This window comes from Halorubellus salinus, from assembly GCF_020567525.1.
GTDB lineage: Archaea > Halobacteriota > Halobacteria > Halobacteriales > Natrialbaceae > Halorubellus > Halorubellus salinus.
Window position 1 is genome coordinate 92,191 of the sequence record NZ_JAJCVI010000001.1, and the last position, 15,749, is coordinate 107,939.

14 protein-coding genes are annotated in these 15,749 nt (G+C 67.4%); 5 read left to right on the forward strand and 9 right to left on the reverse strand.

The window, feature by feature from the left end:
* Window positions 1–96 precede the first annotated feature (96 nt).
* Window positions 97–1,797, forward strand: a complete 1,701-nt coding sequence (locus LI336_RS00445; RefSeq protein WP_227130652.1) for an acyl-CoA mutase large subunit family protein — start codon at window positions 97–99, stop codon at window positions 1,795–1,797.
* Window positions 1,798–1,815: 18 nt separating this feature from the next.
* On the opposite strand, the gene LI336_RS00450 is transcribed toward LI336_RS00445, so the two are convergent.
* Both LI336_RS00450 and LI336_RS00455 read right to left on the reverse strand, forming a co-directional pair.
* Window positions 1,816–3,153: a DUF7537 family lipoprotein gene (locus tag LI336_RS00450; protein ID WP_227130653.1), complete on the reverse strand. Its 1,338-nt coding sequence runs from the start codon at window positions 3,151–3,153 to the stop codon at window positions 1,816–1,818.
* Window positions 3,154–3,243: 90 nt separating this feature from the next.
* Window positions 3,244–4,635, reverse strand: coding sequence for a UDP-N-acetylglucosamine 2-epimerase (locus LI336_RS00455; RefSeq protein ID WP_227130654.1), 1,392 nt, complete (start codon window positions 4,633–4,635; stop codon window positions 3,244–3,246).
* A gap of 152 nt (window positions 4,636–4,787) precedes the next feature.
* On the opposite strand from LI336_RS00455, the gene acs reads away from it, so the two are divergent.
* Window positions 4,788–6,779: an acetate--CoA ligase gene (acs, locus tag LI336_RS00460; RefSeq protein ID WP_227130655.1), complete on the forward strand. Its 1,992-nt coding sequence runs from the start codon at window positions 4,788–4,790 to the stop codon at window positions 6,777–6,779.
* Window positions 6,780–6,901: 122 nt separating this feature from the next.
* On the opposite strand, the gene LI336_RS00465 is transcribed toward acs, so the two are convergent.
* The 4 genes from LI336_RS00465 to LI336_RS00480 all read right to left on the reverse strand — a co-directional run bounded on the left by LI336_RS00465 (window position 6,902) and on the right by LI336_RS00480 (window position 10,574).
* Window positions 6,902–7,177, reverse strand: coding sequence for a DUF7520 family protein (locus tag LI336_RS00465; protein WP_227130656.1), 276 nt, complete (start codon window positions 7,175–7,177; stop codon window positions 6,902–6,904).
* A 401-nt stretch (window positions 7,178–7,578) separates the two neighbouring features.
* On the reverse strand, window positions 7,579–9,477 hold the full coding sequence (locus LI336_RS00470; RefSeq protein ID WP_227130657.1) for a cbb3-type cytochrome c oxidase subunit I: 1,899 nt from the start codon (window positions 9,475–9,477) through the stop codon (window positions 7,579–7,581).
* Window positions 9,478–9,639: 162 nt separating this feature from the next.
* The gene (locus tag LI336_RS00475) at window positions 9,640–10,020 is read right to left on the reverse strand and encodes a DUF6684 family protein (RefSeq protein WP_227130658.1); all 381 of its coding nucleotides are present in this window, start codon (window positions 10,018–10,020) and stop codon (window positions 9,640–9,642) included.
* Window positions 10,021–10,145: 125 nt separating this feature from the next.
* Window positions 10,146–10,574 (reverse strand): DUF7541 family protein, encoded by a 429-nt coding sequence (locus LI336_RS00480; RefSeq protein ID WP_227130659.1) that lies wholly within the window; start codon window positions 10,572–10,574, stop codon window positions 10,146–10,148.
* A 152-nt stretch (window positions 10,575–10,726) separates the two neighbouring features.
* Between LI336_RS00480 and LI336_RS00485 the strand changes: the two genes are divergently transcribed.
* Window positions 10,727–11,896: a thiolase domain-containing protein gene (locus LI336_RS00485; protein WP_227130660.1), complete on the forward strand. Its 1,170-nt coding sequence runs from the start codon at window positions 10,727–10,729 to the stop codon at window positions 11,894–11,896.
* Window positions 11,893–12,282, forward strand: coding sequence for a Zn-ribbon domain-containing OB-fold protein (locus LI336_RS00490; protein ID WP_227130661.1), 390 nt, complete (start codon window positions 11,893–11,895; stop codon window positions 12,280–12,282). Before LI336_RS00485 ends, LI336_RS00490 begins: the two co-directional genes overlap by 4 nt.
* Window positions 12,283–12,315: 33 nt before the next feature.
* Here the strand turns inward: LI336_RS00490 and LI336_RS00495 are convergent, their stop codons facing one another.
* From LI336_RS00495 to LI336_RS00505, 3 genes are all read right to left on the reverse strand, one after another.
* Complete coding sequence (locus LI336_RS00495; protein WP_227130662.1) at window positions 12,316–13,308, reverse strand: alpha/beta fold hydrolase; 993 nt, start codon at window positions 13,306–13,308, stop codon at window positions 12,316–12,318.
* A gap of 128 nt (window positions 13,309–13,436) precedes the next feature.
* Window positions 13,437–14,495, reverse strand: a complete 1,059-nt coding sequence (gene meaB / locus LI336_RS00500) for a methylmalonyl Co-A mutase-associated GTPase MeaB (RefSeq protein ID WP_227130663.1) — start codon at window positions 14,493–14,495, stop codon at window positions 13,437–13,439.
* Window positions 14,492–14,908, reverse strand: a complete 417-nt coding sequence (locus LI336_RS00505; RefSeq protein ID WP_227130664.1) for a cobalamin B12-binding domain-containing protein — start codon at window positions 14,906–14,908, stop codon at window positions 14,492–14,494. Before LI336_RS00505 ends, meaB begins: the two co-directional genes overlap by 4 nt.
* Window positions 14,909–15,085: 177 nt before the next feature.
* On the opposite strand from LI336_RS00505, the gene LI336_RS00510 reads away from it, so the two are divergent.
* A complete protein-coding gene (locus LI336_RS00510; protein WP_227130665.1) occupies window positions 15,086–15,709 on the forward strand; it encodes a DUF420 domain-containing protein in 624 nt (207 codons plus the stop codon).
* The last annotated feature ends 40 nt before the right edge of the window (window positions 15,710–15,749 follow it).

Below are 15,749 nucleotides of genomic sequence, written 5' to 3' on the forward strand. Positions count from 1 at the left end.
CGCGGCGACGTCCTTCGGTTCGGCGTCGGACGGCGACGACCGGCGGCGTCGCCGGCGACCGAACCATTATAGGCGGGTCCGGCAATACTTACGCGCATGTACGACGACGACGACCTCGCGGACATCCGCGAGTCACGCGAGGCGTGGGAATCGGAGACCCTCGACCCCGTCCTCGACTCCTACGGCGAGCGAAAGGACCGGTTCGCGACCGTGTCGAACCTCGAGGTCGACCGGGTGTACGACCCGACCGACGTCGCGGACCTCGACTACGACGAGGACCTCGGATTCCCCGGCGAGGAACCGTACACCCGGGGGCCGTACCCGACGATGTACCGCGGGCGGACGTGGACGATGCGGCAGTTCGCCGGGATGGGGACCGCCGAGGAGACCAACGAGCGCTTCCACTACCTCCTCGAGAACGGCCAGACGGGGTTGTCGACGGCGTTCGACATGCCGACGCTGATGGGTATCGATAGCGACGACCCGATGAGCGAGGGCGAGGTCGGGAAGGAAGGCGTCGCCGTCGACACCCTCCGGGACATGGAGGTGCTGTTCGACGGCATCGACCTCGCGGAGATATCGACGAGCTTCACGATCAACCCGAGTGCGCCCGTCATCTACGCGATGTACGTCGCGCTCGCCGACCAGCAGGGCGTGCCCCGCGAGGAGGTCCGTGGGACCCTCCAGAACGACATGTTCAAGGAGTTCATCGCGCAGAAGGAGTGGGTCATCCCGCCCGAGCCGAGCCTCGACCTCGTCACGGACACCATCGAGTACAGCACGGAGGAGACCCCGAATTTCCACCCCGTCAGCATCTCGGGATACCACATCCGCGAGGCCGGGTCGACGGCGGTCCAGGAGCTCGCGTTCACGCTCGCGGACGGATTCGGGTACGTCGAGGACGGCATCGACCGCGGCCTCGACGTCGACGACTTCGCGCCCCGACTCTCGTTCTTCTTCAACTCGCACAACTCCATCTTCGAGGAGGTCGCGAAGTTCCGGGCCGCACGCCGTATCTACGCTCGCGTGATGGACGAGTGGTACGACGCCGAGAAACCGGAGTCCAAGCGACTCAAGTTCCACACGCAGACCGCGGGACAGAGCCTCACCGCCCAGCAGCCCCTGAACAACGTCGTCCGCGTGACCGTGCAGGCGCTCGCGGGCGTCATGGGCGGCACGCAGAGCCTCCACACGAACAGCTTCGACGAGGCGCTCGCGCTCCCGAGCGAGAAAGCCGTCCGGGTCGCACTCCGCACCCAGCAGATCATCGCCGAGGAGTCCGGGGCGGCGGACATCGTCGACCCGATGGGTGGGAGTTACGCCATCGAGGCGCTCACCGACCAGGTCGAACAGCAGGCGATGGCGTACATCGAGGAGATCAAGGAGATGGGCGACGGCTCGGTGCGCGACGGCATCCTCGAAGGTATCGACCAGGGGTTCTTCCTCCGGGAGATCCAGGAGGCGAGCTACGAGTACCAGGAGCGCGTCGAGCGCGGCGAGGAGGTCGTCGTCGGCGTCAACGAGTACAGCATCGAGGAGGACACGAGCCCGGAGATACTGAAGGTCGACGAGGCGACCGAACAGACCCAGCTCGACCGCCTGGAACGTACGAAGGAGGAGCGCGACGACGACGCGGTCGACGCCGCGCTCGAGGACCTCGAGGCGGCCATCGAGGACGACGAGAACGTGATGCCCGCCATCGTCGCCGCCGTCAAGAAGTACGCGACGATGGGCGAGATCATGGCGGTGTTCGAGGACGCGTACGGCGCGTACAGCGAACAGATCGGCCTCGCCTGAGCGGGTCGCGCGCCGATTCTACGCGGTCGCTCGCACGTCGAGCGTCGCAGCCACGTCGACGTCCAGCGCCGCGGCCGACCGGGCGTCGACGCTATCGCTCATCGAGCCACCGGTCGCGTCGAATCCGTTACCCGACCAGTCGACGAGCGCGTCCGGGCGGTCGACGCTCGCATCAGCGGTCGCGTTCGCGGTCGTCGCGTCCGCGATGAGCCCGATGGAGATGCTGACGTTGTGCGACCCGATGAACACGGACGCGGTCGTTCGCCGCGGGAGGGATGCGGCGTCCGCGGGTACCGACGAGCGGTCGTCGGTCACGTGCACCGTCGTCTCGTTCCCGGTGGTCGTGACGTAGACGTACCGCGTCTCGCCGGGGGCGAACGATTCGTTGACCGACGTCGACCCGGTGACGTTCCCCGCGACGCCGACGGTGTGGTCGAACACCGTCGCCGACCCGACGTTCTCGAGTTCGACCGCGGTCCCGTTCGCGACGAACGACCCGTTCACTCGCGGCGCGGCGTCCGTCCACGACGGCTTCGCGAGCGACGCACCGCCGTACGCGTCGACTGAGTGGTCGAGAACGAACTCCGTCGCGTCACCCGACCCGGTCTCGACGGTCAGCGTCGCGTCCGCGTCGTGGACGACGCCGTTCGCCGCGACGAACACCGTGAACGAGAAGTCCTCGACGGTTCCGTTCGGCACGCCGAGCGCCCCGCGGAACTGCCGGAAGCGCGATTCGTTCACGCCCGTCGACTCGTACTTGACGACCTTCTGGCCGTTCCGCGTCCCGAAGTCCGACGCGCGCATCTTGTCGCTCAGCGAGAAGTACAGGAGCGAGACGCTCGCGAGCGGTTGACTCGGTCGCGCGTACTGGAAGCGCGTTCGCGTCGGCCCGACCGCGTACTGGTAGGTCGTCCCGTTGGGTTGCACGGACCGGGTCGTCGCGACGCCGTTCGCGAAGTACACGTCCGTGCCCGTCGGCGTCCCGTTCCCGACGTTCCGACGCGACGAGACGTAGTCGCCGTCGGGCGTTCGCGTGAGCGCGAACTCGACGGTCCCGGTCGCGTTCGCACCCAGTGCCGTGTAGCGCGTGGTCGATTCCGTCGAGACGTTCGACAGCGCGCGAGCGTTGGCGCGCAAGAGCGTCCGCGGGTTCGCGATACCGCTCTGGGACGCACCCGGTGCGACGAGGTTCGAGGGAACCGTCACGCGGTTCCGGTCGCCGTCGGTCGCCGTCGATGCCGCGTCTGTCGGGGCGTCGGTCTGGTCGCCCGGCGCAGTCGACGTCCCCGGCCCTCCGCTACAGCCGGCGAGGACGACGAGCGCTACGACGAGCACCGTCGCGAGTCTGCGTGTCATTGGTCGAACTGTCCACGCGACGCACTTGAACGTGGCTAACCGGTCACGGAACGGTCACCGCGACGCTATCGCCTCGGCGACGGCCGGTATTCAGAGGTAGTCCATCCCGGTCGTCTCGCCGAGGTCGAACCCGGCGCGCTCGTGGGACCACTCCACGGGGTCGTCGCGGTGCTCGTCCATGAACGAGACGAGTCGCTCACCGACGTCCTCGCCGTAGAGCGCCGGCCCGTCCCGCATCCGGCCGCGGAGCGCGTCGTCGTCGTGGACGCGACGAAGCATCGTGGCGACGAACTCCCCGGAGACCGGCGGGACGAGGAGGTTCGTGTTCGCGTCGAACACCGTCTCCGGCCGATCCGTGTTGAAGCGCGCGGTGAGGCAGACGGTCTCCTCGATGTGGTTCAGTTCCTCCTGCATGCTCCCGGAGTCCGTGAACTCCGCGAGGCACTGCCCGGATTCGAGGAACTCGTAGACGTGCGCGTGCTTCTTCCAGAGACCAGTGAACAGGAAGTTCTCGTGGCGCTCGTCCAACTCGAGCAAGCGGTCGCGGAGTCCCGTCGCCTCGAGCGCGTTCCGGGTGGCAGTCAGCTCGACGAAGTTGACGTTGAACCCGTCCTCGACGAGCGCGATCACGCCCTCGACGATGGCGCAGAACCGGCCCGGGAGGAGGTTCGCGCGCCGATGGACGTCCACGCGGATCCAGTCGTCGCGCTCCTCGAGCGTCGGGTAGACGTCGAAGACGCTCTCGTCGAGCTCGGCCGCTCGCTTCGCGTCGATGGCGTCGACGACGCTGTTCCCGACGACCGGTACGCGCTCCTCGGGGTAGCCCTCGCGGACGAGGTGCTCGCGGTTCAACTCGACGGGCGCGAAGTGATAGAGCGAGGCGGCGGACCCGACGAACGTGTCGTACTGCTCGGGGAACGGTTCCGAGCGGTCGACGTGCCAGTCGTCGCGCCACTGCGCGTCGACGAACGCGTCGATCGCGTCCGCGTCCCCGAGGGCAAGCGCGTCGCGGTCGACCGCGTCGTAGTCCGGCGCCATCCCACGCAGGCCCGCCTCGTTGTGCGCGACCTGCTCGCCGGTGGCGAACGCCCACGCCTGGGGGACCGTCGCCGCGGCGTGCGTGTCGCCGTGCACGAGCGGGACGACCGTCGTCTCCGGATGATGCTCGTCGAGGTAGTCCGTGAACGCGTCCACGCGTTCGGTCACCTCAGCGGTCTTCTGGGAGAGCCCACCGCGGACGCCGAGGTCCACGCCGACGCGGTCCTCGACGCCGTACTCCGCCAGGCCGTACCCGAGCAGGTCGTCGTAGTGCTGGCCGGTGTGGAGGATGAACGAGGGCACGCCCATGTCGTCGGCCGCCGTCACCACCGGCGCCTGCTTGTAGAAGTCCGGTTTCGTCGCCGTCACGACCGCGATGGCGAAGTTGGCGCCATCGAGTCTTGCGTCGAGTCGGTCCTCGTAGACCGTGTACTCAGCACTCATTGCCCAGTCGTCCTCGCCCGACCCACGAGTACCTGTTCATCGCGACGCGGTCGCCGCACGTTCGAACCGCCGCGAACCGACCGCCGACGCGAACCGGCCACCGACGTCGGGGGAAAGCTTAGCATACGTCCGGTCGACGGCCTAGACGAACCATGGCCGACGATACCGACGACGACGCGGTGGAACTCGAAGCGCGACTCGCCGCACAGGACACGTTCGAGCCGCCGGAATCGTTCGTCGAACAGGCGAACGTCGCCGACGACGCGGTCTACGACGAGTTCGCCGAGAACTGGCCCGAGTGCTGGGAGGACGCGGCCGCGCTCGTCGACTGGGACGAACCCTACGACACCGTCCTCGACGATTCGAACCCGCCGTTCTACGAGTGGTTCACGGGCGGGTCGCTGAACGCGAGCTACAACTGCCTCGACCGGCACGTCGAGAACGGCGCGAAGAACCGTGCAGCCATCCAGTGGGAGGGCGAACTCGGCGAGGAACGCACGTACACGTACCAGGACCTCCTCCGGGAGGTGAACGCGTTCGCCGCCGGGCTCAGAGACCTCGGCGTGGAAGCGGACGACGTCGTCACGCTGTACATGCCGATGATCCCCGAACTCCCCATCGCGATGCTGGCGTGCGCTCGCATCGGCGCCCCTCACAGCGTCGTGTTCGCGGGGTTCTCCGCGAACGCGCTCGCGACGCGGATGAACGCCGCCGACAGCGAGTACCTCGTCACCTGCGACGGCTACTACCGGCGCGGCGACACCCTCAACCACAAGGGGAAGGCCGACGAGGGCCTGCGCGGCGTCGACCACGACGTCGAGACCGTCGTCGTCGACCGCCTCGGCGACGAACTCACGCACTTCCTCGGCGACCACGCCCACGACTACGACGAGCTCGTCGACCGCCACGAAGGCACGCACGTCGAACCCGTGAGCCGCGACGCGGAGGACATGCTCTTCCTGATGTACACGTCGGGGACGACTGGCGAACCGAAGGGCGTCAAACACACCACCGGCGGCTACCTCTCCTATGCCGCCTGGACCACCCAGAACGTCCTCGACGTCAAACCCGAGGACACGTACTGGTGCGCCGCCGACATCGGCTGGATCACGGGTCACTCCTACATCGTCTACGGCCCGCTCGCACTCGGCACGACGACCGTGATGTACGAGGGCACGCCCGACTACCCCGAGCGCGACCGCCTCTGGGAGCTCGTCGAGAAGTACCGCGTCGACCAGCTCTACACCGCACCGACAGCCATCCGGTCGTTCATGAAGTGGGGCACCGAGTACCCGAACCGCCACGACCTCTCCTCGCTGCGCCTGCTCGGGACCGTCGGCGAACCGATCAACCCGCGGGCGTGGAAGTGGTACTACAAGCACATCGGGAACGAGGACTGCCCGGTCGTGGACACGTGGTGGCAGACCGAGACCGGCGGCATGATGATAACCACGCTCCCCGGGGTCGGCGAGATGAAACCCGGGAGCGCCGGCCCGCCACTCCCCGGTATCGGCGCCGAGGTCGTCGACGTCGCCGGTGACCCCGTCGACGAAGGGAACGCCGGCTACCTCACCGTGAACAAGCCGTGGCCGGGGATGCTCCGCACGCTCTACAAGAACGACGAGCGCTTCGTCGACGAGTACTGGCGCGAGTACTCCGACGTCGACAGCGACGACCCCGACGACTGGACGTACTTCCCCGAGGACGGCGCGAAGATCGACGACGACGGCTACATCACCGTCCTCGGGCGCGTCGACGACGTCATCAACGTCTCCGGGCACCGCCTCGGCACCATGGAGATCGAGAGCGCCATCGTCGGCGTCGAAGGCGTCGCCGAAGCCGCCGTCGTCGGCGCCGACCACGACGTCAAAGGCGAAGCCGTGCACGCGTACGTCATCACCGAAGACGACGCCACCCCCGGTGACGCGCTCCGCGAGAAGATAATCAAGGGCGTCGAGGACGCCATCGGCCCCATCGCACGCCCCGAATCCGTCGTCTTCACGCCCGAACTCCCGAAGACCCGCAGCGGAAAGATCATGCGTCGCCTCCTCGTCGACGTCGCGAACGGCGACGACCTCGGCGACACCTCGACGCTCCGGAACCCAGACGTCGTCGAGGACATCCAACAGGCAGTTCGCGAGTAACAGGACGACCACGCCCCTTCCGACGGCGACACCGACGAATCAGTCGGTCTCCTCCGAGAATCACCCCGTACCGTCAACGAAGACGACGGCGTCAGTCAGTATCGTCGGCGACTACGACGCAGTCAGTCAGTATCGTCGACGCGGCTCGCGACCTGCACGAGCGCGATGAAGACGCCGAGACTGAGTGCGAGCATCACCATCCCGTACAGCGCGAACGACACCGGCGTTATCTCGAACGTGATCGGCCCGAGTTCCGCCATCTCGACGTTCTTCTGCGCGGGGAGGATGATGCCAAGGACGTACCCGAGGACGCCCGCGAGCGCGACGACCCCGACGTAGACGGTCGCCACCACGCGCTTCCCGGAGAGCACCGCCGACAGGCGAACGTTCTCAGTCACACCGGTCGCTTGGCACCGGCAACGATTAGCCTTTGGCATTCCGGCTCCAAAACCCGTTCATGAGCGAGAAAGAGCTCCTGCTCGTCGTCCTCGCACTCGTCGCCATCATGATGTTCACCACCGGATTCGTGCTCGCGACCGTCTGACGGCGACCCCTCGAATCCACCGACAGCACGACAGTACGCGAACTGGGCCGCGTCCCCACCACGGACTCCTCTAGCTCTCCCCACCATCGACCGCGAGCGACGCGTCACCCGCCCCCACGACGATACCAACCCCACTGACCGCAGAGCACCGCCGTCGCTCAGCGAGCGAATCACGAACCACCAACATCGATACGCGAGTCGTCGACGACGAACGTAACTCCGAACCCGAGAAAGAAGACGTACCGCAGCGCCGCGTTACTCGTCGCCGGCAGCGTCGTCGTCCGCGTCGACGGGTTCGCCACCGTCGGTCATCGGTTCGTCCTCGGCGGGCTCGCCACCGTCGGCGAGCGTCGTCTCGATGCGGTCAGCGTGCCAGTCGAACTCGCGACTCGGTAGGCCGTCCTCCTTCAGGTTCCACGGGTCCGGACCGACGACCGGGCCCTCGAGCCAGGACTGCACCATGTTCACCAGCCAGATGATCTGGCCGACGAGGAGGATGAACGCGCCGACGGTCGCGATGACGTGCAGGTTCGTGAAGTAGCCGATGATGCCCTCGGCCGTGACGCCGTTGTACGTCGCGTACCGACGCGGCATCCCGCCGTACCCGAGCAGGATCATCGCGAAGAACGTCAGGTTCGTCCCGACCATCGTCGTCCAAAAGTGCGCCTTCCCGAGCGTCCGCTGGTACATCCGCCCGGAGACGATCGGGAACCAGTAGTAGACGCCCGCGAACACCGCGAACGCGATGGCACCCATGATGACGTAGTGGAAGTGCCCGACGACGTAGTACGTGTCGTGGAGGATGAGGTCCACGGGAACTGCCGCCAGGAACACGCCAGTGACGCCACCGATGATGAAGTTCGCGATGAACCCGATACAGAACAGCATCGGGGTCGTCAACCGGATGTTCCCGTTCCACATCGTCGTGATCCAGTTGAACGTCTTCACCGCGCTCGGTATCGCAATCGCAAGACTCACCGCCATGAAGCCGGCGCGTAGCCGCGGGTCGATACCGCTCGCGAACATGTGGTGCGCCCACACACCGAAGCTGAGGACGCCGATGGCGAGCGTGGAGTACACGACGAACTTGAACCCGAACAGCTTCCGGCCCGAGAACCGCGGGAGGACGTAGCTGATGATACCCATCGGCGGGAGCACGAGGATGTACACCTCGGGGTGTCCGAAGAACCAGAACAGGTGCTGGTAGAGGATCGTTCCACCGCCCTCGACCGCGAAGAACCCGGTCGCGAAGTTCCGGTCGAGCAGGAGCATGACGATCGCGCTCCCGAGGAGCGGGAACGAGAACAGGATGAGCGCGGACTGCGTAAGGATCGTCCACGAGAAGATGTCGAGCTTGTCCCAGCCGACGTCACTCCCGCGCTCCGTGAAGATGGTCGCGATGAAGTTGATCGCACCCATCGTCGCCGACACGCCAGTGAGGTGGAGCCCGAGCAACATCAGGTCCGTCCCGGCGTTCAGCGCGGCCGTGTCGATCTCGCTCGACGCGATGACGCGACCCGCGTACTCGTAGGACATCGCGTCTTGCCCGGCGGCGGTCTGTGCGACCGCCTGCGGCGGGTACATCGTCCACGACGTCATCGACGCCGCGATACCGTCGAAGAACGGCGCGAGGAAGAAGCCGGCCCAGATGAGGATGGCGCCGGGCGGCAGCAACCAGAACGCGATGGCGTTGATACGCGGGAACGCCATGTCGTCCGCGCCGATGAGGAGCGGGATGAAGTAGTTCGAGAACGCGGCGAGTATCGGTGTCCCGAACAGGAACAGCATCGTGATGCCGTGACTCGTCAGGAGCTGATTGTAGAACGCGCGGCCCCCGACGCTGGCGAGGACGTCCATCGCGGGCGTCGCCAACTCGAACCGCATGAGCATGACAGCGAGGCCACCCCACGCGAACGCGACGATGGCGTAGACGCCGTACAGGATGCCGATGTCCTTGTGGTCGACGGTCGTCAACCAGCGAACGATACCACCGGGCTTCTCGTCGTGTCCGTACCCGGTCTCTCCGCCAAGGGCGCCGCCGCCGGCGAGCGGCGTGTACGTCCGCCAGTCGTCGAAGCGCGTGGCGAGCGCGAAGACGATGAGGACGAGGACGCCCGTGAGGAGTGTTAGTGCGAGCTCTCCGCTAAGTCCCATGGATGTTGCTCAGGATTGCAACCTAAAGAAAGGCTCGGGTTCACCGCCGCCCGCGATTTCGGCGATTCGCCTCGAGGAGGTGGACGAGGTCGTGCATCGAGAGGTCGACGGTGGAGAGAATCGCGGAGCGGGCGTCGGTCTGGAGGACGAGAGAGCGTCTCGTCAGACGGCTTCTTCGGGGGAGTCCTTGCGTTCGTCGGTCCCGTCGTCGCCGGTCGCGTCCGGCGTCTCGTCGGGCGTGTCGGTCGCGTTCGTCTCGGCGGTGTCGACGACCGCGGATTCGTCTTCGGCGTGTGCTGCGCGACCGGCTTCCTCGCTCTTGATGGCGTCGCCTTCGATGGCGACCGCGGAGATGTACGTGAGGATGGCGAGGAGGAGGAACGACCCGCCGATGATACCGAGCATGAGGGTGCTGTACAGCGGGTCCCAGCTGAACGGACCCCAGAGGACGAACAACCCGATGAAGAAGGCCATGATGCCCAGTGGGATGATGTTCACCAGGAGGTCGAGCATCGTGTCCTTCGTGAAGACGCGCTCTGCCATTGCTATCATGGGTTTTCGAGTGACGCCCAAATAGGTTGTCGGTTCGTGCCAGCGCGTCCCCCTACGTCTTCGTGAGGTGAGGACCGCCGTCGAGCGAGTGGGCGCCGTCGAGCGAGTGGCGTCGATTACGTCAGTTCACTGCGGATCGAGCCGACGCCCGCGGTGAGGATGGTGAGCGCGCCGGCGGAGATCATCGACAGGCCGCGGTACGCGACTGCGTTCGGGACGGCGACCAGTTCCGTGCCGCCGACGACGCCGCCGAACGCCCCGAACACGGCGATGCCGAGCGCGAGGACGACGGTCCCGAGGACGCCGAGCGCCACCCAGGGACGCTCCACGTACCCGGCTTCGGCGAGGATTCCCGCCACTGCACCCGTGAACATGAGGAAGCCGATGACCGTGAACACGAACACGCCGACGACGACGCCGACCTCGGCGATGGCGAGCCCGAACGCGATGAACATCGGCCAGAGACTCGCGGAGGGCTTGTGGTCGGTGACGGCGCGATTCCCCTCACTGCTCGCGGCCCCGTCCTCGACGCGCTCCTTCGACATATCCTCCCGTTAGAGGTTCAGGCATAAACACGTCACGGAACACCCCAGACGGCGGTTCCGGACCGGGTTCCTCGTCGAGCGCCGACAGCGGCCGTGCGCTCGTCGCGCCGTTAACCACGACATATTAAGTGGTCGATAGCGAAGTTCAGGCCATGTCAGGTGTACGAGTGGCTGGCGTCGGGTTGACGGCGTTCGGCGCGTCCCCGGAACGCACGGGCCGGGACCTCTTCGCGGAGGCTGGCTGTGACGCGCTCGCGGACGCTGGCGTCGACCGCGACGACGTGGAGGCGCTCCTCTACGGGAACTTCATGGGAGAGCTCGCAGAACACCAGGGTCACCAGGGGCCGCTGATGGCGGAGGCCGTCGGTATCGACGCGCCGGCGACGCGCTTCGAGGCGGCGTGTGCGTCCTCCGGGGTCGCGGTCCGGGAGGGCGTCAAGCGCGTCCGGAACGGCGAATCGGACGTCCTCCTCGTCGGCGGCACGGAGCGGATGACGAACCTCGGGACGGCGGGTGCGACGGAGGCGCTCGCCATCGCCGCGGACGACCTCTGGGAGGTCCGCGCGGGGATGACGTTCCCGGGAGCGTACGCGCTGATGGCGCAGGCGTACTTCGCGGAGTACGGTGGGACGCGCGAGGACCTCGCCGCCATCGCGGTGAAGAACCACGACAACGCGTTGAACAACGAGAAGGCGCAGTACCAGCGCGCGATCGACGTGGAGACGGTCATCGACGCGCCGATGGTCTCCGAGCCGCTGGGCCTGTACGACTCCTGCCCGATCAGTGACGGTGCGGCGGCGGTCGTGCTCGTGAGCGACGAGTTCGCCGCCGAACACGACCTGGACGCACCGGTCGCGGTCACGGGCACCGGCCAGGGCGGGGACTTGATGGCGCTACACGACCGCGAGTACCTCGCGCGCTCGCCCGCGGCGGACGAGGCCGCCGAGGAGGCGTACGCGGACGCGGGCGTGACCCCCGAGGACGTCGACGTCGCGGAGGTCCACGACTGCTTCACCATCGCGGAGGTGCTCGCGCTCGAGTCCCTCGGGCTCTGCGAGGTCGGCGAGGGCGTCACTGCGGCCGCGGACGGGCGGACGACGAAGGACGGTGACGTCCCCGTGAACCTCTCGGGTGGCCTGAAGGCGAAGGGGCATCCGGTCGGGGCGACGGGCGCGAGCCAGATCTGCGAGCTCGCGATGCTCCTGCGCGGCGACCACCCGAACAGCGACGCGGTCGCGGACGCGGACTGCGGGCTCGCGCACAACGCGGGCGGTACGGTCGCGTCTGCCGTCGTTCACGTTTTAGAGGTGATGGAGTCATGAGCGACGAGGACGTCGCGGACGCTGGCTACGACGAGTGGATCGACGCCGTCAGCGAGGGCGAGGGCTACTTCCTGTCGTGTGAGAACGACCACGGGTCGCTGCCGCCGCGGCGGGTCTGCCCGCACTGCGGGTCGCTCGACATCGAGGAGACGCCGCTGCCCGACACCGGCGAGGTGGAGACGTTCACGATAACGCACGTCGCGACGCCGAACTTCGCGGACGACACGCCGTACGCGGTCGGTATCGCGCGGTTCGGTGACGTTCGCGTCACTGGCCAGCTTCGGGACGTCGCCGTCGAGGAGGTCGAGGTCGGGATCCAGGTCGCCATCGACGTCGCCGAGACCGAGACGACGGGCGACGACCTCGTCGTCTTCAGACCGCAGTAAGGGACGGCCGTTTCTCGCGGTCAGTTCTCGCGGTCAGTTCTCGCGTTCGACGGCGACGCGGTCGGCGTCGACCTCGCGGTCGAGGCCCAGGTCGTCGGCGAGCCCGTCGAGGAACGCGTCGGGGTGTTCGTCGTGCGGGAGGAGCGCGGCGTAGTCGACGACGACGAGCTTCGCGTTCGCGGCCTCGGCGAGTTCGCGGCCGTCGGCGAGCGGCGTGATGTCGGCTTCGCGACCCCAGACGAGCGTCGTCGGGACGTCGAGGTCGGCGATGGCGGCGCCGAGGTCGAGGTCGCTGTCGAGGTACCCCGAGACGAACGACGCGGGCGCGAACCGCGCCCCGGCCTGGTGCGTGGTCTGCCAGTCGTACTGTTTGCGTTCCGGCGAGTACGCGTCGGCGTCGTAGTACGAGTGGTCGTCGCTGAAGTACTCGAGCGACCGCTCGCTCGCGACGGCGTCGAACAGGAGCGTGCCCAGCACCGGCGACCGCATCGCCTTCCGGACGAGCGGCTTCTCGCCCCCGGGCATCGTCGACGCCGTCGGCGATACGAGCACGAGCCGGGAGACGTCGACGTCGTCCTCGGCCGCTGCGGCCATCGCGTACGCGCCCGAGAGCGACGACGCGAGCACGGTCGCGTCCGGACCGGCGACGTCCCGGAGGAACGCGGCGAGGTACGCCTCGTAGTGCTCGTTCGTGTACTCGATGGCTGGTCGCTCGGAGCGCCCGAACCCGGGGAGGTCGGGTGCGAGGACGTGGTAGTCCTCGGCGAGCGCTTCGGCGATTCCGACGAACTCGTTGCTTGACGCGGCCGCGTTCACGCCGTGCACGAGGACGAGCGTCGGATGCTCGGGATTCCCGAGGTCAGTGTAGTACGTGTCGATGCCGCGCCAGCGGTACGTCTCGCCCGTGCCTGGAAGCGGTCGGGGGAGGTCGCCAGCTTTCCGTCTGAGCGCGCGGTCGACGAGCACGCCCGCGCTGACTGCACCGACCGCGCCTGCCGCGGCGTACGCCGCGTTCTTCAGTTTCATATCTCGATAGAAGAGACCCAACGACTTGAACGTCGTGCCGAATCCCGGAGCGAACCACGAGACGGAACCACGAGGCGTGGGACCGAACGACACGCAGTCGGGGTGGGGCCGGCGGGGTCGTGAGGCCGTCAGTTCTCGCGTTCGAGACACGCAGCGACAGGGTCCAGCACCTCGTCCGCGATCGTGTACGGGTCGGTCTCGCCGTCGAGCACGCGCTCCGCGAGCGCGTCCACGCCACCGTGCTCGTCGATCTCCCCCTCGACGAGCGCGCCCGCGTCCTCGCGGAGCAACGTCCGTATCTCCTCGGCAGTCCGCTGCCGTCGCTTCGCCTGGATCTGCCCGGTGTCATCGAGCCAGTCCGCGTGCGCCTGCAGCGTGTCGAGGAACTCGTCGACGCCGTCGCCGGTCGTCGCCACCGTCTCCAGGACCGGCGTCTCCCACGGCTCGATGGTCTCTTCGCTCTCGTTGCCCTTCTCGGGCATGTCGACCTCCGTGTCGACGCCCATCCCGTGATGCCCCGCGGCGACGCTCACGTGCCCGTCGTCCATGTGCACCATCTCCTCCAGTTCCTGGACGGTGCGGTCAGCGCCGTCCATGTCCGCCTTGTTCACCGCGAACACGTCCGCGATCTCGAGGATGCCCGCCTTCAGCATCTGGACGTTGTCGCCCGACCCCGGCGGAACGAGCACCACGACGGTGTCGGCGGCCTGCACGATGTCGATCTCGTTCTGGCCCGCGCCCACGGTCTCGATGATGACCTTGTCCTTCCCGAACGCGTCCAGCGCCTTCACGGCGTCCGCGGTCGCCGTCGACAACCCACCGAGGCTTCCCCTCGCCGACATCGACCGGAAGAACACGTCCATGTCGCCGACGTTCGACGCCATCCGGATGCGGTCCCCGAGCACCGCGCCGCCCGTGTACGGCGACGACGGGTCGATGGCGACGATACCGACGGTGAGGCCGCGGTCGCGGTACGCCTTCGCGACCTTGTCGACGAGCGTCGACTTCCCCGCGCCCGGACTCCCCGTGATGCCGATGACGTCAGCGTCCCCGGTATGCTCGTAGAGCCCGGAGACGATGTCGCGGTAGCCGTCCTGTCGGTTCTCGATCTTCGTGATCGCTCTCGCGAGCGCACGGTGCTCGCCCTCGAGGATGCCGTCGAGCAGTTCCTGCGTCGACAGCGTCATCGCTCCGGGGCGTTCTCGCGGACGAACTCGATGGTCTGCTCCATCGACGTCCCGGGACCGAACACCTCGGCGACACCGAGTTCCTTGAGGTGCGCCTTGTCCTCGTCGGGGACGACGCCGCCGACGAGGATGAGCGTGTCCTCGAACGCGTCGTACTCCTTCAGGCCCTCGATGACCTTCGGGACGAGCGTGTTGTGCGCGCCCGAGAGGATGCTGATGCCGATGACGTCGACGTCCTCCTGGACCGCCGCCTGCACGATCTCGTCGGGCGCCTTGTGGAGGCCCGAGTAGATGACCTCGAATCCGGCGTCGCGGAACGCCCGCGCGATGACGTGCGCGCCACGGTCGTGCCCGTCGAGGCCGACCTTCGCGACGAGGCAGCGAATGGACCGCTCCTCCTGGCTCTGACTCATGAACGACTGTTCCCTTCCGGCAGGTTTTACTTTAACGGAAGTGTGACGCCTCGTACGGGTAGGGGTTCTCGGTGGGACCGGCCCACCAGCGGTTCCAGTACCGACAGCGACCGCCACGGGACTCCCAGGGAGTCCGAATGCAAAAGCAATTACTCGCGCTCTCCCTAGCCCCGGTCGATGACGGAAACGACGACGCCGCCACTCCGGGACCTGAAGGGCTCGGTGCGGTCGCTGACCATCGTACTCTCGGTCGTCGGGTACGCGCTCGTGCTCGGGACGCTCTACCTCGGGCTCCCCATCTACCCCGACATCGGACTGAACACGGTGAACACCCTGAGCGACGCCATCGCGGTCATCAACACGGTCGCGACGACCTGTCTCGTCCTCGGCTGGAGAGAGATCCGCCGCGGGAACGTCGACCGCCACCGCGCGCTCATGGGTGGCGCGTTCGCGCTCATCCTCGTGTTCCTCGTGCTCTACCTCCTGAAGACCGGGGGCGGCGGCACGAAGGAGATCGCGCTCGAACCGGGTGCAATCTACTACTCGTACCTCGCGATGCTCGCCATCCACATCCTGCTCTCCATCGTCTCCGTGCCGGTCGTGCTCTACGCCATCCTCCTCGGCGTGACGCATACGCCGCGGGAACTCCGCCAGGAGACCCCGCACCGGCGCGTCGGCCGCATCGCCGCGAGCGCGTGGATCCTCTCGCTCTCGCTCGGCGTCGTCACGTACCTCATGCTGAATCACATCTACGGGTTCGAGTTCGTGAAGGCGGTCGTCGCGGTCCCACTCCCCGTCTGAGGCGGCGACGGCTCGCGGCCGCGAGTCGTTCCGGCAACGG